14 protein-coding genes are annotated in these 24,017 nt (G+C 60.1%); 8 read left to right on the top strand and 6 right to left on the bottom strand.

Translation table 11 applies throughout. From position 1 onward, the window contains the following. The first annotated feature begins 53 nt into the window (after positions 1-53). Both CK219_RS16155 and CK219_RS16150 read left to right on the top strand, forming a co-directional pair. Positions 54-899: a hypothetical protein gene (locus CK219_RS16155; RefSeq protein WP_141245352.1), complete on the top strand. Its 846-nt coding sequence runs from the start codon at positions 54-56 to the stop codon at positions 897-899. 71 nt (positions 900-970) lie between these two features. After that, positions 971-1,783, top strand: a complete 813-nt coding sequence (locus CK219_RS16150) for a hypothetical protein (RefSeq protein WP_176477029.1) — start codon at positions 971-973, stop codon at positions 1,781-1,783. A gap of 388 nt (positions 1,784-2,171) precedes the next feature. On the opposite strand, the gene CK219_RS16145 is transcribed toward CK219_RS16150, so the two are convergent. Further along, the gene (locus tag CK219_RS16145) at positions 2,172-5,570 is read right to left on the bottom strand and encodes a TM0106 family RecB-like putative nuclease (protein WP_095767906.1); all 3,399 of its coding nucleotides are present in this window, start codon (positions 5,568-5,570) and stop codon (positions 2,172-2,174) included. Between the two features lie 302 nt (positions 5,571-5,872). Between CK219_RS16145 and CK219_RS16140 the strand changes: the two genes are divergently transcribed. The 4 genes from CK219_RS16140 (at position 5,873) to CK219_RS16125 (ending at position 13,070) form a co-directional block, all read left to right on the top strand. After that, positions 5,873-8,227 carry a TerB N-terminal domain-containing protein gene (locus CK219_RS16140; protein WP_095767732.1) on the top strand — a complete coding sequence of 785 codons (2,355 nt, stop codon included), beginning with the start codon at positions 5,873-5,875 and terminating at the stop codon, positions 8,225-8,227. Continuing rightward, positions 8,224-9,543 (top strand): ATP-binding protein, encoded by a 1,320-nt coding sequence (locus CK219_RS16135; RefSeq protein ID WP_095767731.1) that lies wholly within the window; start codon positions 8,224-8,226, stop codon positions 9,541-9,543. Before CK219_RS16140 ends, CK219_RS16135 begins: the two co-directional genes overlap by 4 nt. Next, positions 9,524-11,746 (top strand): DEAD/DEAH box helicase, encoded by a 2,223-nt coding sequence (locus tag CK219_RS16130; RefSeq protein WP_245340496.1) that lies wholly within the window; start codon positions 9,524-9,526, stop codon positions 11,744-11,746. Before CK219_RS16135 ends, CK219_RS16130 begins: the two co-directional genes overlap by 20 nt. A gap of 187 nt (positions 11,747-11,933) precedes the next feature. Next, positions 11,934-13,070, top strand: a complete 1,137-nt coding sequence (locus CK219_RS16125; RefSeq protein ID WP_245340495.1) for a hypothetical protein — start codon at positions 11,934-11,936, stop codon at positions 13,068-13,070. A gap of 124 nt (positions 13,071-13,194) precedes the next feature. Here the strand turns inward: CK219_RS16125 and CK219_RS16120 are convergent, their stop codons facing one another. Together CK219_RS16120 and CK219_RS16115 are read right to left on the bottom strand one after the other, a co-directional pair. Then, entirely contained in the window at positions 13,195-13,458 is a 264-nt protein-coding gene (locus tag CK219_RS16120) for a conjugal transfer protein TraD (protein ID WP_245340494.1), read from the bottom strand. Continuing rightward, positions 13,445-13,771: a conjugal transfer protein TraD gene (locus CK219_RS16115; RefSeq protein WP_095767905.1), complete on the bottom strand. Its 327-nt coding sequence runs from the start codon at positions 13,769-13,771 to the stop codon at positions 13,445-13,447. The genes CK219_RS16120 and CK219_RS16115 overlap by 14 nt, the downstream gene beginning before the upstream one ends. A gap of 172 nt (positions 13,772-13,943) precedes the next feature. Here CK219_RS16115 and traA point away from each other — a divergent pair, with 172 nt between their 5' ends. Further along, on the top strand, positions 13,944-16,991 hold the full coding sequence (traA, locus tag CK219_RS16110; protein WP_095767727.1) for a Ti-type conjugative transfer relaxase TraA: 3,048 nt from the start codon (positions 13,944-13,946) through the stop codon (positions 16,989-16,991). A 126-nt stretch (positions 16,992-17,117) separates the two neighbouring features. Next, positions 17,118-17,333 (top strand): AlpA family phage regulatory protein, encoded by a 216-nt coding sequence (locus CK219_RS16105; RefSeq protein WP_095767904.1) that lies wholly within the window; start codon positions 17,118-17,120, stop codon positions 17,331-17,333. A gap of 200 nt (positions 17,334-17,533) precedes the next feature. On the opposite strand, the gene CK219_RS16100 is transcribed toward CK219_RS16105, so the two are convergent. Genes CK219_RS16100 through CK219_RS16090 form a run of 3 tightly spaced genes read right to left on the bottom strand, consistent with a single transcriptional unit; the run spans position 17,534 to position 23,605 of the window. After that, a complete protein-coding gene (locus CK219_RS16100; protein ID WP_176477028.1) occupies positions 17,534-20,596 on the bottom strand; it encodes an AAA family ATPase in 3,063 nt (1,020 codons plus the stop codon). After that, positions 20,589-21,251, bottom strand: coding sequence for an ABC-three component system middle component 1 (locus CK219_RS31210; RefSeq protein ID WP_141245350.1), 663 nt, complete (start codon positions 21,249-21,251; stop codon positions 20,589-20,591). The genes CK219_RS16100 and CK219_RS31210 overlap by 8 nt, the downstream gene beginning before the upstream one ends. After that, entirely contained in the window at positions 21,248-23,605 is a 2,358-nt protein-coding gene (locus CK219_RS16090) for an ABC-three component system protein (protein ID WP_095767724.1), read from the bottom strand. Before CK219_RS16090 ends, CK219_RS31210 begins: the two co-directional genes overlap by 4 nt. Between the last annotated feature and the right edge of the window lie 412 nt (positions 23,606-24,017).

Here is a 24,017-nt window from a genome sequence, read left to right as displayed (position 1 = left end):
GGCCGTGGCTCGCCTCACGGGCATTCAGGAGTACTCGGCACGAGCTTGCGGATATGACACGTCGCGTACGCACTGAAATGGAGAGCGTTGCGCGAGAATTCGCCGACTTCCGCCGAGTTTGCAACCAAATGCTGGAAGAGGGTTTCGATGAAATCGCCCGCCAAGCAGAAAAGAACGGTGACCAAGTCCGACAAGCCTTCGATTCGATGGCCAGCAAAGCAATAAAGCCGGTCCAGGAGACGTCGGAAAAAATCGCCAAAACCCTGGAGGAGACTTTCGGCCGTATCGAGGGCAGGTTTTCAGGGGTTGCCGAAAAGGTCGAGACTGTTGCCGCATCCCTGGACAAGGCGAACGGCTCCATGGCCGGAACGGTCTCGAAATTCGAGGCTCAGGCTGACGCTGTAGCCGATAAGCTTTCGAAAGTGGTAATCCCCGACGAGGTCCTCAAGACCGATGTCGTTACGGTCCTCAAGGTTCTTGCTGCATCTGTTGGGAAGTTCACGGAGCGAGCGGAAGCACTTTCGAAAGAGCAGGGAGAAAGGACTGACAAGCTTTCTGATGCCGTCCTCAGGATGGCAGCGCATCAGAAGATTCTCTTGGAAAAGCTCGATAAGCAGTCGGAACAAAACGCTGGCACGACTGCATTGTTGTCGCGCCTTCTCGATCACGATCGGGCCGCTCCCGTCCCTAACGAAATCCCACCGGTAGCCGCGGTTGCTGTCACCGAACCAGTTGTCCAGCCATCTATCTTTGTCCCGCTGTCAGAGGCAACTGCGCAGGATGGGCAGCCCGATACAAGTGGGGCCTCTCACAATGGCGCAAACGAAGTGCCGCCACAGCCGGAGGTCGCGGAGCCGATCGTTGAGAGGGCACAATCGAGGTTGAGATGGTGGCGCTGAGCGAACCGAGCGGGGCTTCTGTCGGTTACGAGCGTAAGGGGTACGCCCGAGGGTTGATTTTGGGCCTAACAATGGCTGAGACGATGCTCTTGCTCGTTTTCTGTCTGCTGTTGGTCGCTGGAGCCATTGTTGAGAAGACGCGGGAGCAGCTTCGCATCGCCCAGGAGACGGTTTCGCGCAGCGAGGCGGCGGTCCAGCAACTGAGACAAGAGAACAAGGATTTGCTGGCTCAAATTGCCGAGCTCATGGCCCAGACCACGGGACACAAGGTGCCCGACGAGGAATGGCGAAAGCTGATCCTTGCGAGGAAGGCAATCGAGCAAATTGAGCAAAAAGGGCTAACGGCCGAAGAAGCCATCAACTTGGCAGAAGCCACAGCGGTTCTCCGTGACAATAAGTTAAATGCCGACGACGTTCGCAAACTCGTGTCGGCGGACAAGCGTGCGTCCGAAGCGGAGCGGAAGCTGGCAGACGCCGAGAAGCAACTCGCTGAGACGACGCGGCAGCCCAAGGATCTGCCGCCGATCATCGATTTGAGTGAAGCCAACGGCTATTCGTTTGAAGTCAGCAGTGCCGAATTGAAACCGGACTTCAGGGCGAAGCTTGAAGGCGATATCGCTTCTCAGATCGCCGACATCGTTGCGAGATATGATGTCGACGTCGTTGAGGTCATTGGACACACCGACGAACAGCGGCTTTCGCGTCAGTCCAATATGGACTTCGTTCTTAAGCGGGTGCTTTCCGGCGATGAAGGTGTGAGCAAAATGGAGCCGGGCGACAATGCTGGGCTAGGCCTCGCGCGTGCGATATCAGTCGCATCGCTCCTGAAAAGCTTCCAGGGCTCGATCACCTCAACATTCTTCCTATGTCAGGAGGCCAGCTGATCCTTCCTGACGATCGCCTAACAGATGGGGCGCAGTCTGGTGATGCTCCGGCGAGACGCCGTATCGAGATCAGGGTACGCAAGAGCAAAAAGAAGCTGGCCATGGACAGCGAACAGCATGCCAACTGACCCGCGAGTTAGTAGCCGCATATAAGCTAATTGTGAAAACAGCAGCATAGGAAGGCTCCTTTGTCACCAGCACGGTGGTTCACCCCCCGGTGACAGACGAGCCGCTCTGCGCGAGCGGCTGTGTGACGGGTGCATTCCCGGCTATTGTAATGTCGCTGTGTTCGTCCGGAAAAGCGAACCATGCCGACCCTTTCCCGGCGCCGGCCTCGTGACGGTGCTCAGGGCGAAATAGCCATTTCGCACTGAGGATGTGTATCCGATTAGAGCGATGTTGCGAGCTCCAAATAGCGGCAAAGTGCGTTTGCAAGCTGCATCTGGCGCGGCGTTCGGCACTCGGCCTGGAACAGCATTGGAGACGATACCAGGACGCATACGCATTTCGCCCGGGAGGTCGCCACGTTCAAGCGGTTGAGACTGTAAAGGAACTCCATGCCGCGCGGTGCGTCGGAGGGGCTTGAAGTCGCCGTGGAATAGATCGCGATCGGCGCTTCCTGCCCCTGGAATTTGTCAACGGTCCCGACCCTCGCCCCGGGCAGGCGCTTCTGGATTTCGAAAACCTGCGCGTTGAACGGCGCAATGACGAGAATGTCGTCCAGCGTCAAAGGACGGAGATTTCCGTCGCGATCCGTCCAGGTGACGCGCGCCGCGATAGCTTCGTTCACCAGACCCGCGATGGCCTCGGCCTCTTCCGGCGAATTGCTCTGGTTGCCGTCGTGCTCGACTGGCAACCACCGGAGGCCGGCGCCTGAAACACGCGTGTCGCCGCCGATGAACTGGCGCTCCAGTCCTTGGCGAGGATGGAGTTCCCCCGCGTAGAAGAGCTCGGAGGTGAACCTGCAGATGTCGGGGTGTAGCCGCCACGTTTCGTCGAGGAACAGGCCGCGATCCGCCGGAATGGTTTGGGCGCCGCCTAGGATGTGGTCGAGGGCTGACACGTCACAGCCGTCAGGGTGGCTGCCCTGAATCGGCTGGTCGAGCTGTTGCGGGTCGCCCACGAGGACAATCGTCTTCGCTGCCTGCGAGACGGCGAGCACGTTCGGGAGGGCCATCTGGGCTGCCTCGTCGACGAAAAGCACGTCGACCGCCTCAAAGGCGTCAGGGAGAGACCAGAGCCATGCCGTTCCCCCTCCGACGTGTACGCCATGGCCAATCGCCGCGATGAGGTCTTCGCTGCGCCGGGCGATGGTCAGGCGATGGTGTTCTTCTTCTTCCTCGTCGGCCTTGTGACAGCACTGGAGATCGACGCCGAGCCCATCCGCTTCCTCGATGACCTTGTCGATGAGGTTCCGGATGACCTTGTGGCTGTTTGCGGTTATCCCGACCGTCTTGCCTTGCCGAACGAGGTCGCAGATCATCCGCGCCGCCGTGAACGTCTTTCCGGCACCCGGCGGTCCCTGGACGGGCAGGGCGCCTTCAGCGAGATGCCCCGCCAGCCGCGACGCGGCATCCAGCGTGCTCTCGCCTGCCTCCCTGATGGGATGCTCGCCGACTGGAGGCGGCCGCCTCAACAGAAGATCCCGGGCGGCCTTGTACGGGCCGGGGCCTTCGATCCCGTTGGCCACGACGTGCTCGCCAATGCGTAGGAGCGCTTTCGCAATGACCTCGGCGCCAACTACCTTGTGGGCGAAAACGGCTTCAGGGTGCAGGGTCGCGCTGTCCTGACGCTTCTTGATGTCGACCGTCCGCTCCTCAAGCGAAATCGCTGCGACTGATCCGAGCTTCTCGCCGCCGCAATTGCGAAGGTCTTCACCGCCGCGCAGGGAGCTCTCCTGCCGAGCGTAGCTGTAGCGGTGAATGGGAGCACGAGCCGTCCCGCCGACTTCCCCGACGAACACAAGCCCTGACAGCCCCGCCCGTTCGTCGAGCAGCTCTTCGGCTGACACCGCTGCAAGGCGAAAGAGCTCCCACCAGGTCGCCTTGGCTTCGCGCCGGTGCCAATCCAGCAGGTTGGCAAGCAGCCAACGCGCCTGCCGCTCTTCCGAGCGATCGGCAGGATCGTCAGGGATGCCTTCCAGAAGCTGCTCGATAACGGGAGCGATGCGCGCAAGCCAGGCAGTGACGTTCTCGTTCGGGGCACCGTCATCCCCGCCTCCAGGCCGTGGGACATCCGAGCCGGCGGCGATGAATTCTGCCCGCCGATCCTCGAGCCATGAGAGGAGGGCGGCCGTCGAGAGGCAGTCGTCTTCATTGTAGCCGCGCACTGTCGCGCGGGTTTCCTCGCTGATGGACGCGACGTCGCCGAGCTCGAGATTGGCCTGAAAGTTTGTGAGCGCGCTATTCGCCTCCGGGAGCGGCACCTGCCTTATGAAGCCATAGAAAGGTTCGAGGCGTTTTATGGAGTAGCTCTCGACGCTGGCGCGAACGGCATGGCGAACCACCGAATAGAGGTCGACGAAGAGTTTCGCGCGTAGCATGCGGTCGATTTCGTCCTCGCGCGTGCCGTACCTTCCCATCAAACGCTTGAGGGCTGCTGGCTCGTAGGGCGCGTAGTGGTAAATGTGGAGGTCCGGATACGCCTCCCAGCGCGCCATGACGAAATCGACGAACCGCTCGAAAGCCTGCCGTTCCTCGGATCGGCTTAAAGCCCATTCGCCGCGATAGACGTTTTGGCGCTGACCGTCGCTGGACAGGTAGCCGAAGAGATATTCGAGGCCGTGCTCTCCCACGAACGGATCCCCTTCGAGATCCAGGAAGATATCGCCGTCGGATGGTTCAGGAAGGCGCGCCAGTCCGAACCCTGGCTCGATCTCAAGCATCTCGAATTTGCGCTCTCCGGTTTCCCGCGCCTCCACCTGGACGCGCGCCTGTTCCCGAACGCGGCGGTACGAGCCAAGCGACCCACGTTCGGGACGCCAGGAAAGGGGAAGGGGGAGCGATGCGATGCCGGCCATCGTCGCGGCGCCGTGTTGCGCGAACTCGTTGATCTGCACTTTCGTGACACTGGCGATCAGGGAGGGGTGATCGTCCTCTCGCCTCTTGCCATCGCAAGTGTCGCGCCAGCGGCAAATGTCGCAGTGAGGAGTCGGGTCGGGATACGTGGCTGGAGCATCTTCCTGCTCAAGCGACTGCTCGAACCGACGCTTTGCTTGCCGATAGTAGGCCGCGTAGTCGTCGAAGCGGAACGTCTGCGGCACGAAATCGGACCAAGGCGCCACGACATGCATTTGATCCGGCGCTAGGCCTTGCGCGCGTTCTAACAGGTCGGAATAGAGGCAGAGCTGGAGTACCGTTCCGGCTTTTGTTTCCCGTGCGAGTTTGGTGTCGAGCACCTCGTACGACCACGAGCCAAGGTTGCTTGGCTTCTCCACACGCCGCAGGATGTCGGCTCGACCGCCCCAACGACCGTAGCGCAGCGCTCCCTGGACGATGACCTCGGTGCCCGCTGCCATCGACCGGAGAGTCGCCGCAACGGCCGGGTCAGAGACGTCGACGCCGTCGATCCGTGCTGCTTCCAATCCGCTGTCGATCAAATGCTGCACGAAGTTCCGTTCGTGGACGGCGCCGCGCTCCCGCAGAACCTCGAGCTGCGGGTCCCAATGGGAGGGCTTTGCGAGCTGTCCCTCCGCAACTGCCCGGTCAAGGACACTCAGATGATGGCAACTTAGATGGCCTACCAAGTCACTCGCGCTAAGCCGAAGTTCGCCCGCAACCAGCTGCATAACCGTGTCCCCCATTGCTGTTGCGGAGCCTATTTCCATTCCGTGTCGTTAATAAACTCTAGCGGAAGAAACTTTCGCCACGTAGCGGCACCCGGAAGCCGCAAGATAATGGGGTGCGTGGTACTCGCATGGTCAACACGCAGCCCTATTGTCCGGCTCTCTTTGGCGGCGATGACCAGGAGTGTGCTCTTCGTCACCGAAGTTGTTTGCTATCGGCGGCAATCTTTGTTCGAAGATTGTCCGATACCCGCAGACCATGCCATGATGTCAACGGAATATCCTGAGGGTCCGGGGGGACGACTATGGAATGGTTCCTGATCGGCGCGGCGTTGGTTGCGTGGCTGATCTATCTGGGACGCAAGCAGAGTCTCGCAGAGACACCGCAGCGCTCACGCCTACCTGTGCAGGACGGGTCTGCGCCGACGAGCGAGCGGACTGTGTCGCCGCAGCAGCCTTGGCACGATTCGCGATCTCGTCCGGACAGGCGCTTCACCGATGGAAGCAGCCAGTGGGAAAGGCGCCCGGTCACGGCTAGCATGCTCGCACGCGATAGCGGTCGTCAGCCCAAAACTCCGGCAAAATGGATACCTTCTGGAGAAGATGTTCGGGTGGCGGGAGTCTCAATCAACTCGGGCATGTTCTATCTCGGCGCGTCCTTCGCCGGAAAATCCGGGGCGGAGAACTGCCTGGTTGATCCAACTTGCCAGGTCGGATCCGTACGAGGCGATCCCGAAGGCAAAACGTTGCCCTACTGGCCATCATATCAGTCGATCTCCCCGGCGGCGCGGCGGACGTATCTCGAGTGGCTTGCAGGAGGCAGGAACGATCCTTCGATCGGCATAGGCTACGTTTTCATATTTTTCTACGGCCTCGAACGTCGTCTCTTCGTCGACGAGGCCAGGAACGAGGCGTCGGCGATGGCCGCGGAGGTCCGGCGCCTCCTTGCGCTCCATGGCGAGAACTACTCCTTCAAGGGCTACGCTTCGAAGTTCCTGGACGTGGCGGATTTGATGGCGAACCCGGACATCTCCCGCCCGGCACTCTCGCCGGATCTGAGGGACGGCTATGAGATGCCGCTGTCCGTAAGGCTGCATCTCGGACGAAAGCTGGGTTCCAAACTTCCTTTCGACAGCACCGACGCGCTTCTGTGGGTACTGTCCCTTCCGGATACGCAACTACGCACGCCCGCATCCAGATGCTTCGAGAAACTCGCCGAACTCTGGCACGTGCGGTTCGGGTCGCGGTATCCGGACGGGCTGAAGGTCAATTCGCCGAGGACCAAGATCAAAGTGGAATACCGGGCGGCGAGCGGAGGCTTCGGGGGCAGGGTGGACCTGTTGGATAGCGAGCTCGGACCGCTTCCCGACGTCGCTGCCCTTTCCGCGCCGATCGATGGACTGAGAGACCTTCTCAACGCCTGTACGGACGAGCTGGCCGCTTACAGCCGTCTTCTTGGGAAGAAACCTGAGGCCAAGGATACCGTCGAGGCCGCTTTCCTGTTGCCCAAGGAGATCCTGACGTCCAGCTCTGGGACCGGAGCCGCGGCGCTCAAGCGCGTTGACGATCTTTTTGGCGATCATAGGATCGCGGGGGTCAAGGTGACGCGACTGGCGCAAGCCCTGGAAATGGAAATCCCGCCCAAGGGAAAACTCGGCGCTGGCGTGTGCAACCAGATCGGCGCCTTGATGGACAAGCTGGATGTTGGCTTCGAGCCGGACCGCAGGTACGGCTCGCGAGGCCTGGAAGCCGACGGCTACATCCTGCTGTTCAAGGCGAAGGAAGGGGCCCCCGTGGACGGCGAGGCCCCCGCCTATGCTGCCGCCAGGGCGATGGTAGAAGTGGCGGCGCTGGCGGCCGTTTCCGACGGAAGGGTCGAGCCCAGCGAATTCGAATCGATCAAGGCGGACATCCGTTCGTTTCCCGGCGTGGGTGGCGTCGAGCGCGGCAGGCTGATGGCGTACGCCAGCACGCTTCTCAGGGACCCGGCGGCGCAGCAATCCGCCATCAAGAAATTGGGCAGCATCGGTGCGGATGCCCGCGCTAGCGTCGTCAGGGCGGCCTTGTCGGCAGTCATGGCGGATGGACACGCGGCTCCTGACGAGGTCAAGTTCCTCGAGCGGCTGTACAAGGCTCTCGGCTACCCGGTGGAAGATCTGTATTCCGCCCTCCATCGCGGGTCGGTCGCGCTGGACGAGCCCGTCGCCGTCGCTCGGGAGACGCGCGCAACCGGCCTTCCGATCACCGCGCAGCCTCCTGCATCTTCCTCGGGCGGCGTCAGGATAGATCATGGTCGCCTGCAGCGGATCAAATCGGAGACCTCGGCCGTGTCGGAACTTCTCGCCGGCATCTTCATCGAAGAGGAGCCGACAGCCTCTCCGCCTCAGGTCAGGGAACCTGTAGCTTCGGAAGGGAAGTTCGCGGGTCTCGATGGCCCTCACGCCACGTTGCTGCGCCTTCTGGCCGAGAGCGGCGAACTTGATCGGCAAGCCTTCGAAGACGAGGCACGGAAGCTTCGGCTGTTGCCCGACGGCGCGATCGAAACGATAAACGAATGGGGTTTCGACAGGTTCGACGAACCTGTAGTCGATGGCGACGAACGCATTTCAGTCGCCGAGCATCTCAGGGACAAGCTGAAGCAAACAAGGGTGGAAGCATGACGGCTGTGACGACTATCAAGACGCGCGATCGCGACGCCATTCTGCAGGCGCTCGCAGCCGGGGTCGTCCCCAAGACGGGGCTTCGCCACGTGCAGGTCGGCCGCGCCGCCGAGGTGGGAGCGTTGGTCCGCGATATCGACCGCATTTGCGACGGTGGCGCGGCGATCCGTTTCGTGATCGGCGAATATGGCGCCGGCAAGACCTTCTTCATGAACCTCGTGCGACTGGTTGCACTCGAGCGCAAATGCGTCACGATCCACGCCGATCTCGCGCCCGACCGCAGGATTCATGCGACGGCAGGCCAGGCGAGGGGACTCTATGCCGAAGCCGTCCGGAACATGGCGACGCGGACCCGGCCCGATGGCGGCGCACTGCCGAGCGTGGTCGAGCGCTTCGTGACGGAGTGCGTCCAGGAGGCGGCACAAGCGGGCGAGCTTGTCGAGCGCATCATCGACCAGCGTCTCGCGCACATGCTGGAACATGTCGGCGGCTATGACTACGCGACGGTCCTGAAGGCGTACTGGAAAGGAAGCGAGGAGGGCGACGAGGTTCTCAAGGCCTCCGCCCTCCGCTGGCTGCGCGGGGAATACTCCACGAAGACGGAGGCGCGCCAGGCGCTTGGCGTCCGCAACATCATCGATGACGACAACGTCTATGATTCCCTCAAGCTGCTGGCAGCGTTCGTGAAGCTTGCAGGATACGCCGGACTGTTCGTCGTCTTCGACGAAATGGTGAACCTGTACAAGCTTCAGAGCGCCCAGGCTCGCAACCAGAACTTCGAGCAGATCCTGCGCATGCTCAACGACATATTGCAGGGCAGCTTTGGCGGCTTCGGTTTCGCGTTGGGCGGCACGCCGGAGTTCCTCATGGACACTCGCCGCGGCCTGTACAGCTACTCGGCCCTGCAATCCCGCCTTTCCGAGAATGCGTTCGCGACGAACGGCCTGGTCGATCTTTCGGGTCCGGTGCTGCGCCTCCAAAGCCTCACGCCCGAGGACCTTCTGATCCTTCTTTCAAATATTCGAGCAGTGTTTGCCTCCGGCGATCCCGCCAAGAACCTTGTTCCGGATGAAGCCCTTCCAGCGTTCATGGAGCATTGCAACAAGCACGTTGGCGATGCCTACTTCAGGACGCCGCGGAACACGATAAAGGCGTTCGTGCAGTTTCTGGCAATCCTTGAGCAGAATCCTGGAACCGAATGGGCGAGCCTAGTGGGCCGCGTCGATATCGCGCCTGACGCCGAAAGCTCTTCGGCGGACGAGAGCGAGGGCGAAACCGAGGGCGGGGACGAGGATCTTGCCACCGTCAGGCTCTGAGGCTCCCTCCGGATTCGATAGGCTCCATGAAACGATCCGGCGCTGGATCTGGGAGCAGAAGTGGGAGGAACTCCGCGATGTCCAGGACAAGGCGATCACCGCGATCCTGGGCGGCCGGAATGATGTCCTGATCGCGGCCGCAACGGCGGCTGGGAAAACGGAAGCCGCCTTCTTGCCAATTCTGACGAAAGTGGCGACGCGGGCGGAGCCAGGCGTGTCGGTCCTCTATGTGGGTCCGCTCAAGGCCCTGATCAACGACCAATTCCGCCGCCTGGACGACCTCTGCGAGCGGATGGAGATCGACGTCGTTCGATGGCACGGGGATGCGCCACAAGCCGCCAAGCAGCGTACAAGACGCGACCCGCGCGGTGTCGTGCTGATAACTCCGGAATCCATTGAGGCGATGCTCCTGCGTCGTCCGGGCGATGCAAGGAGGATGCTGGGCGCATTGGACTTCATCGTAATCGACGAACTGCATGCCTTTCTGAGCGGGCCGCGCGGCCTCCATCTGGCTACCTTGCTGCGGCGGCTGGATGCGCTGTCACCCGCGCCAGCAAGGAGGATCGGGCTGTCCGCCACTATTGGCGACCTGTCCGTTGCCGCCGGCTGGCTGAACCCGGCTTCGCCTTCGTCCGTTTCGATCGTGGAGTCCTCGGCGGACTCGCCCGAGCTAAGGCTCCAGGTGCGGGCGTACGGGGATGGCGAGGACGCCGAAGAGATCGACGGACTGGAGGCGGAGGAGAAGCCAGTCGCGCTGGACTTCATCGCCGACCATATGTTCGCGACGCTTCGCGGAGCGAACAACCTTGTATTCGCCGGGTCGCGCAGGCGCGTGGAAGCCCTGGCGGACAGGCTGCGGACGCGATCCGAGAATGGCGGCGTCCCGAACGAGTTCTTTCCTCACCATGGCAGCCTCTCGAAGGAGTTGCGCGAGGAGCTCGAAGACAGGCTGAAGCAGGCCAACCTGCCCACGACGGCGGTCGCGACGACCACTTTGGAGCTCGGCATCGACATCGGATCGATCAAGTCGGTGGCCCAGGTCGGGGCGCCGCGGTCGCTCGCGTCGCTCCGCCAACGCCTGGGGCGCAGTGGCCGGCGGCGCGGCGTTCCTGCAATCCTTCGCATGTATGTGCGGGAGCGAAATCTCGGACAGGATTCCGACCCACTAGATCACCTGAGGCTGGAGACGGTGCGTGCAGTTGCTTCTGTGCGCCTGCTCGTCGCGAAGTTCGTCGAGCCGCCTTCTGCCGTCGACGCAGTCGCGACCGTCGCGCTTCACCAGACACTCTCTGTGATCGCGCAGAAAGGGGGGCTGCGCGCTGATCGCCTTTTCGAGACGATATGCTCGGCGGGTCCGCTTTCTGTTTTGGGAAAAGGCGACTATGTCGAGTTGCTGCGCGGAATGGCCTCGGCGGACAACCGGCTGCTGGAGCAGGCGCCCGATGGTACCGTTATGCTCGGCGAATTCGGGGAGCGGCTTACGGCTGGCCGCGACTTCTACGCCGTGTTCTCGACGGACGAGGAGTGGCGGATCGTCTGCGGCGGTCGTACTCTTGGGACTATCCCGATCTCAAATCCGGTAGCCGTCGGAGTGGTGATTGCCTTCGCCGGACAGCGCTGGCGTATCGCATCGGTGGACGACCGAAGCAAGGTGCTCGAGGTCGAGCGGCATCGGTCCGGAAAGATTCCTCAGTTCGACAACGTGATGAGCGAACCTGTCCACGACAGGCTCTCGGCCGAGATGCGAGCGGTCCTAGAAGGCGGCGACATTCCCGCTTATCTCGATGCGACCGCCGCCGACTTCCTGCGCCAGGGGAGGGAGGCATATGCGGAGTTCGGACTGCGGCAGACCAGATTCCTGCCGGCAGTGAAGGATACGCAGGTCCTGACCTGGAGAGGCACCGAAGCCAATGCCGTTCTCGCCTTCACATTGGTTTCGGCGGGCCTTGAATGCGTGATGCACGACGTCGGTGTGACGGTTCTGGAGACTACACCTGAAGAAGCTGAGGCGGTCCTTCGCCAGGTAGCTGAACGTCCACCGGATATTCAGTCCATTTCGGAGTTCGTCGAGAACCTCGAGACAGCGAGGTTCGACGGTATGGTCCCTGAGCCACTTTTGCGAAGGCTGTGGGCCAAAGCGCGCGCGAACATAGGGACAGAGGTCGGCGCGGTCGCGACAGAACTACTCAATCCGCGCGCCTAAGCGGTGCTTGGAGAAGAAATTGTTGCCCAGAGAGGCAATCGGGCCGCTGGCAAATGCGGTTCAGCCGCAGCCTAAACAGGAGGAATGACGCATGGCGAGGCAGCATTCAACGCCTCTGGTTATCTCCGACGACGGAGCTTCGGTAGTGACTGCAAGGCTCCTCGAGCTTGGCGGAGGGGGACATGGCATGACCGAGGCGGCGATTCAGGACCTCATTCATCGCTTTCCATCTTGCCTGCCCATCGCCGAGATCGATCCGTTATTCGCTAACCCGGTATCGATTTGCCGAGAGCTTTCGACGCCGGCTGGTCCAATCGACAACTTCATGGTCACGCCTACTGGCCTGCCGGTGCTCGTTGAATGCAAGCTTTGGCGCAATCCAGAAGGCAGGCGGGAGGTAGTTGGGCAGATTCTCGACTATGCGAAGGAACTCGCTCTGTGGACCTCATCCGACCTGCAGCGCGAGGCCAGTCGACGAGTAGGCAGAGAAGGAAATGTCATTCTCGATTTGGTGCGGGCAGCAGGGAACGATGTGGACGAGATAAGCTTCAATGACGCGCTGACGCTGAACCTAAGGCGCGGGCGATTCCTGCTTCTGATTGTTGGTGATGGTATTCGCGTCGGTGTGGAGACGATCGCTGAGTATCTGCAAGGTCATTCCGGACTTCATTTCACATTGGGCCTCGTCGAAATGCCGATTTACCAGCTAGTAGATGGGGCACGGATCGTTGTGCCGCGTGTGCTCGCCAAGACGCAGACAATTGTGAGGACCGTTATCGCGCTTCCGGAAGGCCTCGCTCTGTCTGAGGACGAAGAAGGGGAATCTTCTGCTTCCATCGAGTCACCGGAAAGAAGAGCCGGGCGGGAGCGGCGCAACGCCATCAGGCAGAGCTTCTGGCTAGATTTCCTGTCGGGACTCCATCTCGACGATCCGGATCAGATGCGGCCCCCGCCTGCCCTTGGCGGCCATATCGTCTTCAAGTTCGGAGCTCCCGGTGGCTCAAGTTGGTTGACCGTTTACCGTGATGTGCGCACCAACCGCGTCGGTCTGGACCTTTCCTCAAATCGAAACTCCGTGGGCGAGCGGGCGTCTAAAGCGCTGGCCCCCCAAGCGGAAGAACTGGCTGCGGAATTGGGCCCGGGGGTGACTATCGATTTTGAGGGCGACAGGCCGATTATTGCGCAGGACTTCACCGTGCGGGACCTGGAGAATCCAGAAGACCGCGAACGTGCCCTCAACTGGCTTCAGGAGCGAACCAACGCATTTGTGAATGCACTTCGGCCGCGCATCCGTTCGGCGCTTCGCGATTTGGTGGAAGAATGAACGTCGTCGGAAAAAATGAATGCCGTCGGAAGTTGAGTGGGAAAGACCATTTCACACTGAATTAGTTGTTGGCGGGGTGTCACCAAATGGACGGCTTTGCATCGCCGCTGCTCGCCAACCACGACTATGTTCGATGGTTCTTATGGACTTCATGCCGTTCCGCATCGAATGCCTGCTTCCCCTTCGCGGCCCACAGGTCTCGCGCATGCTCGCCTTCATAATTTTGCAGCTTGGCGGCGATCCAGAGCATCGCTCCGTAGATGATGTCGCGATCGTCATTGGTCAGTTCGATGATCCCTGCCTTGACGACCAGCCCACCGAGTTCAATCAAATGTCGGGTGCGCTTGCGGCGCTCGACCTGCCACACGCGCATGTCATTGCGAGCCATCGCCGCTTTCCGGCGATTTTGGGCTGCCCGGTTGCGCCGGAGCGCCGCGCAGGTTGCGCCGAGATGCAGGAGCAAATAGCCGGGACCGGCTCTCGAAAAACATCGCTCCACGCTTAGCCCATGCCTCTCGCTTTGCGGTGTCTTTCGTTTCGGCGAGTGCAATCAACGCCCCGGCCAGTTCGTCGGTGCTGAGTTGATCGGCGCCCGTGGAGATCACCAGTTCGCCAAGTTGCTGCACTTTTCTGGTTTTGAGCTCTCGCCCTTTTTCTTCCAGCGCCTTCAGTTCGGCGTCGAAGTCCCGCGGCTTTCGCATGGTTGTCTCCATCGGTTGTCGATGTGGCAATGATAGGGGAGCGCCTGCCGAAAGGCTTCACAGTTGCCGAGACAGCCCGGGACGGACTGGTCCATCCCGAGATTTTTTCGAGGGAGGGCGCGCTTATACGTCGTGCCAACGTGCGGTTTGCCGTGCAAATGATCTGGTCGCGATGGCGATCTATCATCTTCACGTCAAGGTCATTGGCCGCAAGGCTGGGTCAAGCGCCGTGGCGTCGGCCGCCTACCGCTCGGCCTCGCGGCTGCGCGACGATCGGATCGAACGCACGCATGACTTCTCGGGCAAGCGCGGCGTTGTCCATTCCGAGGTGATGCTGCCGGAGAATGCACCGGGAGCCTGGAGCGACCGCGAGCGGCTGTGGAATGATGTCGAGGCCTTCGAGGTGAGGAAGGATGCCCAGCTTGCCCGCGAGGTGGAGTTTGCGCTCCCGCGCGAACTGAGCCAGGCGCAAGGCATCGAACTGGCGCGCGACTTTGTGCGGGCCGAGTTTGTCAGCCGAGGCATGGTTGCCGATCTCAATGTGCATTGGGACAGGGCGGAGGATGGCAGTCCCAAGCCGCATGCCCATGTCATGCTGACCATGCGGTCCGTCGACGAGAACGGTTTTGGTGCGAAGGTTCGAGACTGGAACCAGACGGAGCTGGTCGAGCGCTGGCGCGAGCGATGGGCGGAGCTTGCCAATGAGCGGCTTGCCGAACTCGACACCGACGCCCGTATCGATCATCGCAGTCTGGAAGCGCAGGGCATTGCACTTGAGCCGCAAACCCAGATCGGTGCTCCGGCTCAACGCATTGAAGGCAGCGGCCTCGACGCTGCCGGCATTGAAGCGGACCGCGCCGAACTGCATCGCGAAATCGCGCGCGGCAATGGCGCGCGGATTATCGCGGATCCGTCCTTGGCGCTGGATGCCATCACGCATCAGCAATCGACCTTCACCCGAAAGGACATCGCGAAGTTCGCGCATCGGCACAGCGATGGGATCGACCAGTTCAACGCGGTGATCGGCGCGATGCGCGGGGCGCCCGAACTGGTCGAACTCGGCAAGGACGGACGCGGCGAAGATCGCTTCACCACTAGGCGGATGATCGAGATCGAACAGCGACTTCACCATGCTACGGAACGCATGGCTGGTCAGGAGCTTCATGCGGTGAGTGATCAGAATCGCAATGCTGCTCTGGCAAACGCAGAGCAGCGCGGTCTTGTCCTCTCGGGTGCACAGGCCGATGCACTCGCTCACATTACGGATGACCGCGGTCTTGGTGTCGTTATCGGCTTTGCCGGCACCGGCAAGAGCGCGATGCTGGGTGTTGCGCGCCAGGCATGGGCGGCAGCAGGCTATGAGATTCGAGGCGCGGCACTCTCTGGCATCGCGGCCGAGAATCTCGAGAGCGGATCGGGCATTTTGTCTCGCACCATCGCCAGCATGGAACACAGTTGGGCACAGGGCCGCGATCTGCTCACCGTTCGTGATGTTCTGGTGATCGATGAGGCCGGCATGGTCGGCACGCGCCAGTTGGAGCGCGTGCTTTCCCATGCCGCGGACGTCGGTGCAAAGGTTGTGCTGGTCGGTGATCCCCAGCAGTTGCAGGCGATCGAGGCCGGCGCTGCATTCCGCTCCATCCACGAGCGACATGGCGGCGTCGAAATTAGCCAGGTGCGCCGGCAGCGCGAGGACTGGCAGCGTGACGCCACGCGCGATCTGGCAACTGACAAGATTGGCGCTGCGATCAGCGCGTATGACGCGCAAGGCATGGTGCATCAGGCCGCGACACGCGAGGAGGCGCGTAGCGAACTGGTCGAGCGCTGGGATCGCGGCAGGCAGGCAGAGCCCGAGGCGAACCGGATTATTCTCACCCACACAAACGACGAAGTGCGTGCACTCAACCAGGCAGCGCGCGAGCGTATGCACGCTGCCGGCGGTCTCGGCGAAGAAGTCCAGGTAGAGGTGGAACGCGGTTTGAGAAGCTTCGCCAGTGGCGACCGCGTCATGTTCCTGCGCAACGAGCGCGGGCTCGGCGTCAAGAATGGGACGCTTGCTGTAATCGAAGAGGTCAGCACACAGAGCATGGCCGTGCGCACCGACGACGGCAGATCGGTCCAGTTCGATCTCAAGGACTATGCCCACCTTGACCACGGCTATGCCGCGACCATCCACAAGGCTCAGGGCATGACAGTCGACCGCACCCATGTGCTCGCTACGCCAGGCATGGATGCTCATGGCAGCTACGTCGCCCTGTCACGGCATCGAGACGGGATGGACCTGCATTATGGCAGCGACGACTTTGCCACCCGTGAACGGCTTGTCCGCGCCCTGTCACGCGACCGCGCCAAGGACATGGCGTCGGACTACGGGCAAGCCGATCCAGCTCAGAGCTATGCCGAGAGGCGCGGCATCACCTTCCGCGAGCGTGTGGTCGAGATCGTGCATCGCATCGTTCCGGAGAACCTCCGCGATCGGATCGGCGGACTGCTGGACGGATTGCGCTCGCCCGGAGATACCGAGCCCGGCCAGGACCGTGGGCGCAGGCCGGGAAGGGAGAATTTTGAAGTGCTGGGCACCGATGTCGGCGCTGCGCCACGGACAGATACTTCCGACAGGGGAGCGCAGCGCGATACGGATGTGCCGGTGGACGCGGAAGCGGCGTTGCGCAGCGCTCGCACGAGGGCGCTTGTGCGCCACGCGCGCGCGCTCGACGCGATCCTCAGTGCTGGAAATGCGGACGGGCAGGGCAATGCCGAGCAGATGCGCGAATTGAGAGATGCCCGCAGCGCGTTCGAGAAGGTGCGGCCGCATGGCTGGCGCGATGCCGAAGCGGCCTACGCCAAGAATCCCGAGCTGGTTCATGAGACGGGCGCCGGCCGGGTCAATCGTATCGTGCTGGCTCTCCAGCTTGAAACGGAAATCCGCACCGGACTGGACAACGATCCGAGCCGCCGCGCAGATCGTTTCGTGGAGCGTTGGCAAAAGCTCGATCGCACGAGCCAGGGCCAATACCAGGCCGGCGACATGTCGGGCTACAAGTCAACGCGCACGGCAATGTCCGACATGGCCAAAAGCCTCGAACGCGATCCGCAACTGGAATCCCTGCTCGCCAATCATAAGAAGGCGCTCGGCATTCAGGTCGAATCCGGCCGGCGCCTGGGTGTGGAACTGATGTTCAACCACGGCATCAGCATGGGACGGGGCATCGGGCTGTGACTCCTTCCGATTGCCGCCGTTCCCGCGCCACAGATCGATAAGATGACAAATCGGATTGCGCGAGCCTGAGTTGCACTGTCTGGTTCCAGGATGTGCCAAAGGCTCCCAGCGAAAGGTAAGGCAGCCATGCCTGAACCGGATCGTATCATTCGCCTAAGAACTGTCCTTGCACGGACTGGCTTGTCCCGCTCGACGATGTACCGCAAAATCGCCGAAGGCACTTTCCCGGCTCAGCTGAAAATCAGCGTCAACGGTGCGGGGTGGCGGGAATCCGATATTAATCGATGGGTCGGTAATCCGGCTGCGTGGCGCACTGGATCGGGACAGAACAATCGCGATTAAGGGCAATGGGTCGGCAGACACACCGCTGCCGTTCACTTAAGTTCGCTTCTTGTCAAAGCTCATTCTGCGAGTGGGCTCAAGCGGTTTGATCACCAAGGTCGCGCAATAGTTGCCATGGTAGAGGTAAACACCTCCAATTCCTTCGCCGTGGAAACCGGACGCTAGGTCAGTTCGGATCGAGGCTCGGCCAACCTGCTGGTCTAGGCGGCATGCGAGTACTGATCGTCCACCTGAATAAGGGTGCCCTCCTTCCCGCGCCCGACGAGTTGCACCAAGACGCAGGGGATTCCCCCGGCGACAAACTTGCGGCGCAGAAAGTCGGCCTGACCTAGGTCATGGGTCGAGAGGAGTATCTGGTAATTCTTCTCGCGGATGAGGTTCCGCATCAAATCCGCGAATGCGGATGCGTGAACTATGTCATTGTGCTGAAGTGGATCGTCCATCACCAGACCACGCCAGCGGGACCACGTGAAGGTTATGCTGGCTGCACACAACATACTTACGGCAAGTGCAGCCATTTGGCCTTCGCTGTGGACTAGCAATGGGTCCAAGTTCTCAATGTTGCGCGGAGCTTTCGGTAAAGGGCGAGTTCTTTGGCGGACAGCGTTGCGTGAGAACTCTAGATCCAAGCCGACGTCCGGGTCGGTGAGGATGGCGCGATTGATCTTATTCATAAGATCGTTCACCGGTTTGAGATAACGCTGATTGAAGGCGCCAACGCGCTGATTAATCTGCTGGTAGGCAGTATGTGCGATCCGCTGTGCCCTGAGGTAGTTCTGCGCTCTCGCGACCGCCTGTGCTTGGGACAATCTGACCAATTGAAGCGTCTCATCCCGCCCCAGCGAAGGCGACGCGTCGACCGCTGCTTGCAATTGCGAAAAAGCTTCCTTGTGGGCGTCCTGCTGAAGAGTAATGCTGAACCCGAGACGCAGCCGCGCCATGGTTTGCTCAGCGGTGCTAATACGGGCTTTATGCGAGTGGGTAAGCAACTCGGCTTTCGACCTTTCATCTTCCGTGGGGCGATCGCCGGGCATTCCCAGGCCCGCCCAGACTGTGACTGTCCGGTCGACTTCGCCTCGCGCAGCTTCGAGCGCAACCGAAAGGCCTTTCTGCCGAGTGATGGCGGCGGAAAGTTCGCGCTCTAGGCCATCGAGAGCCGCTTGAGCGCGTTGGAGATTGATCTCAGCATCGATGGAAGCCTTTTCCGCCTGCCCCTTTTGACTTCGGATGGCGAGCAGTTCATCGGCTAGTCCGTCGATGTTGCCTATTCCAAGGAGTCCGACTGTGAATTGAATGTCCTCCTCCGCCCTGACTACAAGCAGCGCCTCTCCGTCTCGTGACTTCCTGCGCTCAGTGAGACGAGTACCAATGTTGTTGCGGGACAGGAGCTCGGTAGACCACGCGCTTTGAAGGGTGCCAGGTTCTCCGATGATCCGTATCCAATGCCGTAGCCGGTTTGCCCTTTGTTGAAGTGCCGAAAGGTTCGGCTGCGTAGGGGCTGGATCCGACTTCCCTTCCACACCAAGCGATGCGTTCCACCGAACTACTTTGGCGCTCCGTTCTTCGACTAACGCTGACAACTGTTGGTGAGCTTCTCGCAACTCACTTTCCTGCGCAGCGAGCGTCCTAGCGTCGGACGCGGCATCATCAACTTCCTTTTGCGCCTGCTGAACCAACTCCTCGAGAGGTGCGAGGGTCGGGCCCAGTGCTTCCGCTGAAGCTGAGGCCCGACGACGCAATTCGCCGGGCTCAAAGTCCGTGAAGCAGATTGGGCAAACACAGGTCGAATCCTCAATGTGTGCGGCAACTTGAACGACGGCGGCCGTCAGTTGATCGACTGCCGACCGAGCTGAAGAGAGCGCTGTCCTGTTCGCTTGAAGTCTTTCACTGGCAGCTTGCTGCCTGCCTCTCGCTAGTTGCAAGCGGGACACAAGGTCGGGGGCCGCCTTTTGGAGCGATTCAATTTGCGCCGATTGAGCAACAATTCGTTCGTCGAGTTCCGAGATGTCACTCCCGAGTTTTTGGCGGGCCTCTTCATCGTTTATTTCTTGTAAAATTGTGCGGAGGCGAGCATCGATCGACTGGGAGATCCTCAGTCGTTTATCCGCAACGCGTACCCGCTCTTCGGCTGCCGCCAAGTCTTGGTCAAGCCGTTCGACCTCACTATCCAGCTCGATGCGATTTTTCTCTTGCAAGGCCCTCGTGTCTAAGAGGTTGCGTAATGTTTCGATCGCAGCAAGTTTACTGCTCAACTCAGCCGACGCTATCTTGGCTTGCTGAAGGCGGGCCTCAACCTCTTTGAGGTCCGACGTCGCAGACTCGACACGGTGTTGCAGGTCCGTCATTGATGCTGTTGCAGGCGTGAGGTTTGCTTGCAATTCGGTAACTCGTGCATTCGCCTCATTGTATTGCCTCAGACAAGCTGCCGCACGCTCAAGTTTCGTCTCCCGACCGGTAAGCCAAGTTCTTAGTTTACCGATCGTCTCGGAAAGATGGTTCAAAGCGACTTGGCCTGACGCGGGCGATTCGTTGATGGTTACCTCTGCGTCCAATTGTTGAAGGTCGTCCAGGACAGTCGCAGCTTGAGCAATCAACTGCGTCTCGTCGATGGCACCTGCCACACGGCTGCTGGCAAATACGGCTTCCTCCGATCTTAGCAGGTCCTCCAGTCGTTTCGCCTCGGCTTGAGCTTCGGTTGCAGCAGTGTTGAACGCTCTCGCTTCCGCGCTGTTTCCATGTCCGTGCAGCGAGGTAGCAATCTCGGTCGCCCAATCACTGCGGGCCGGCCCCTTGAGATATTCCCATCGTTGTGTCGCTTGACGGTGGGTCATGCGGGTGAGGGTTGATTGGCCAAGAAAGTGTGTGAGAAGGAGATAGTTGTGAAGGTCGCCAATTGGAGATCGCCAAGCGGTCGACTGCATGAGTTTTGACGGTTCTTCGCCGTCTTGGATCTCCTGCTGATCTACAATCCTTCTCCGGGTGGATTCACCGCCCGTGAAGGTAGCCTCAACTGAGGTTTGACGGTCGAGCCGACTATGCCAATTGCGAAGGTATTGATCACTAGTCACCCCTCTATTTGCATGCTCGAAGCGATCCACTTTACCCGACAGACACCACTCTAGGCCGTCAAAAAGCGTTGACTTGCCGAGGCCATTTGGTCCGCAAACCAACAATACCCCAGGGGAATTCGGCAATCTGATCTCGCACTCCGAAAACGTGCGAAACTCATTGATGAGGAGCTTGGTAAGGAAGAAATCAGACATGGCTTTCATCCATTGCGGCAACCAGATCTCTCACCAACTCGCTCGGCGCCGCGATCTCACCACTTCGATAAGCATCCGCTATACGCACCCATGCTTCGGCGGCAACCGGAGCGAGCCCCTGCCTTTCCAGTATCTCCCGTACCACTGCTGCAGGTTGGTCCAACTGAAATCCGCGCGTTCTGGGCCGTTGTTCCGCCCACGGGCGAGCGAGAAATGTCCGGTCGACGAATGCCTCGAAGGCTTCAGCGGTGTTAACCCGGGGAACAAATACCTGCTTTCGACAGATGCTCTCGTCGCGCTCCAGCCGATCGATCGCAGCTGCCTGATCATCGTCGATCGAGTCCGCCTGAAAAAGAAGGAAGAGGTGCATGTCGACTACGCACTGCGGGGGTACGTAAGACCTGGCTATCAAGACTTGAGTGTGCAGTGCTTTCGTTTGCGGTCCGAAATCGGATGCCGCAGTCGGAGTCAACGGCGCAATGATCACCGGATACGTTCCGCACCATATTCCGACCTTTTCTGTAGGAAGTCTGGCATCACTTGGCTCGCGGCCACGAAACCCATCCGCAATGATTCCGGGGTCAGCCCTGACTTCAAGGCCAACCGAGGATGCACGTGCCGTCAGGAGGTCCGAGAAACCGGCAAGCGTTATCATAGCGCTGATATCCCCGCGTCGCGTCGTGCCTCGAACTCTTCCAGTTCCAGGGCAACTTCATCGTGCCAGTGCTGGAGTGGACCGGCAAGCTTCGTTCGCCACCTTGTACTACGTTTGACCAGAGCGGGAGCTACCCGCGCTGCCCCGGCGAGAGACCGCGCTGGATCTCCTCCCGCCGAGCCGAGGGTGCCTGCAAGTTCAAAATCGAGTTCAACCGCGGCAGACAGAATGATGATATCGGCGTCCCATTCGCTAGGGTCATTGCAGTCGTCGATCTGCTTTCCGGATCTGGATTCGCAGCCTGATCCGAGTCCGAAGCCGGAAGCATAGGCAAGGTTGGATTGTTTGCTGCTCCCGTCGGGATTCAAACCAGCCACCGCGAGGCTGGTCGCTAGCATAAGAACAAGCGCAGACGTCAGGCGCGCCATGCAACCACCATTGCCGTCCCAGCTGCTGCCACCCTCACAATTCCAGAGTGTCTGCAACACGTGTGATCGCAACTTGGGGCTATTTTGCAGCGCGGTGCGCCATACATCCCAGACCGGCTGAATCGCTGCCAGAATGGTTTGATGTACAGCACCGAGATTGCAAGTTCCTGACTGCCAGACCATAGAAAGCTCATGGTCCAGTTTCGCGAGCAGAACGGCATCGACTGCCTCAGATAGCGTCTGCGGAGGAGGGGCGAGCACTGGAGGATATGGGACCGGAAGCTGCGCAATACGCATACTGATCCATGGAATCACATTTATCCAAGCCGCGTGATCATCAGGTCTGCAGGTGACTGCTATCCGATCTCCGGCGCTACGAAGTGCCCGAACTAGTACACTCGGCAGAGTTCCAAGCGATGCAGGTGCGTTGGCTAGGTAAATCTCAAGACCCGCCTTGTTACCAGTAATCGCATCTAGGAGCGACATTGCTCCTCGCTCGACGACGCTACGAGTAGCTCGGTCAAGCTGCAGGATAATCAGATGTTCTCTTCGCTCTCGAGTATGTGCACGCTCTAATTTCTGTGCCGGCTGAACGAAACGATCCTGCTTCTCATGGAAAAAACCGTATGTGTCGTTTAACAGTACGGGCGGATCAGCCGAGGCCGGATCAGCCGCGGCCAATCCCGAACGATGCGCCTTAAAAATTTCGAACTTATCGCCCAACCAGGCGAGGTGGTCTTCCCTTTTTGGTCCGTGACGCACTATCACCAGGTCAAAGGCCCCAATAGGAGTTCCATCTGGAAGGACCGGACCGTGCGCGAGCTTGCGGCCGGCCTCATCTGTGACGTTGTTCAGCTTTCCGCTGGCAATAGAGAACTGAGGCGGATTTTGAGCTGCCGCCGTAAGCTGAAGAGCGTAGGCCATCACCTGATTGAGCTTTGATGCCGCCCCTTTCACTAAAATAGATCCGTTGGTCGCGTTCATGACGACCGTACGTCCTGGGACAAGCCTCTGAGCTAGGTCGTTTATGACTCCCCATTTTTCCAAAACTGGTCGGACAGTGAGGTCGTATTGAGACTGCAGCGTAACGGTACCGATAGCCGCGGCCTCGGCTGCATCGACCGCCGTCGCTATTTCAGCTGCTGAAACGAGATTGAGAAAATCTTCAGTAAACGCACGGTGCTCAAAGTTATCGACCAGCAATGCCATCATGTCAGTCAGGCCGCCATCGCCAACGCCGCTGATTAGGCAGCGAGCGTTTGCAGGCTGTGGTTGCGGGGGGCCATCCGCGCTCCAGTATGCCTGCGCAACAGCAGTTCCGACATTAGGCTCAACGCCAAACCCGGATGTGACGATAACTTTCGTGAAAGCTTGGGGAGCGCCGCCAACGGGTGTTACCTCCCACCTGTTGGCGATCCTCTCAACCGATGCGATTCTCACGCCAAAATGGCGCTGAACTTGGCGCTGCGTCCCAACAAGCGCCTCAAGTTTCACGTTGCCTTGAATGAGCTCCTCTCGCGTTGCAGTAGCTAAGCCCCGGCTCCAGTCGAGGAATGGAAGGTCAGCACGTAGGTCAAGTGCTCCCGGTCGAGGCCACTCGTATATTTTGGGGTCCAGCAGCCTTGGCGAGCCTCGCTGAAGATTAAGAACTTGAGCTGAAGCTTCGAAAAGTTCAACACGGGCGCCAAGCACGTTAAGGGCCATCTCGACGGTAAGGCCTGCGGCGCCACCGCCGATGACTGCGATCCGGTCGTCTGGGAGAAGCCTCCCGCTTGCATCGAGCGCGTGGGCTAGCTCAAGCGCGCGAACCTGCTGTGAATAGAATGTGATACGTCGGTCTGCTGACCCAACAAAGAAAAGATCCTGGTTTGCGGGGGCTTCATATCGGCGTAAGAGAATCTCTGCATTTGCCACCGTCAACGTCATCGTGCCCCGCAAAACAACTCGAAATTACTGAATAATCGAAGTGGAGCTTTCCAAGCCTAATCAGCTCTTACATCGGCCTAATGTTTAATCGCAAGCCGCAACGTCGAAGCCGCGCTCGAGTAGAGCGCCTATGTTCATATCCTCGAGGTTGGCTTGGGGCAGAACTGCGTCCTTCTTGTCCGCGAATCCAGGTAGCGTTAGGGCAAAATCTAATGGCCAATATGGAGGCGCAAAGTGGCCGCTCTTGATTGTAGCCGGTACCATTAATTGCGATATCCAGCTCCAGTGGGTTTTGTCTTGGCCTGAGGCAACTGGCGAATGAGCAGTGCAATCTTGCTCATCGGCCACGCGTTATTTCCAATTCAACTTCGTTTTCGAGGCAAACCGATTCCGACCATCCGACATCGTTGGA

Origin of the sequence: Mesorhizobium sp. WSM4313 (assembly GCF_002294725.1) — a bacterium.
Lineage (GTDB): Bacteria > Pseudomonadota > Alphaproteobacteria > Rhizobiales > Rhizobiaceae > Mesorhizobium.
The sequence above is the reverse complement of the archived record's forward strand: the minus strand, read 5'-3'. Positions and strand labels throughout refer to the sequence as shown.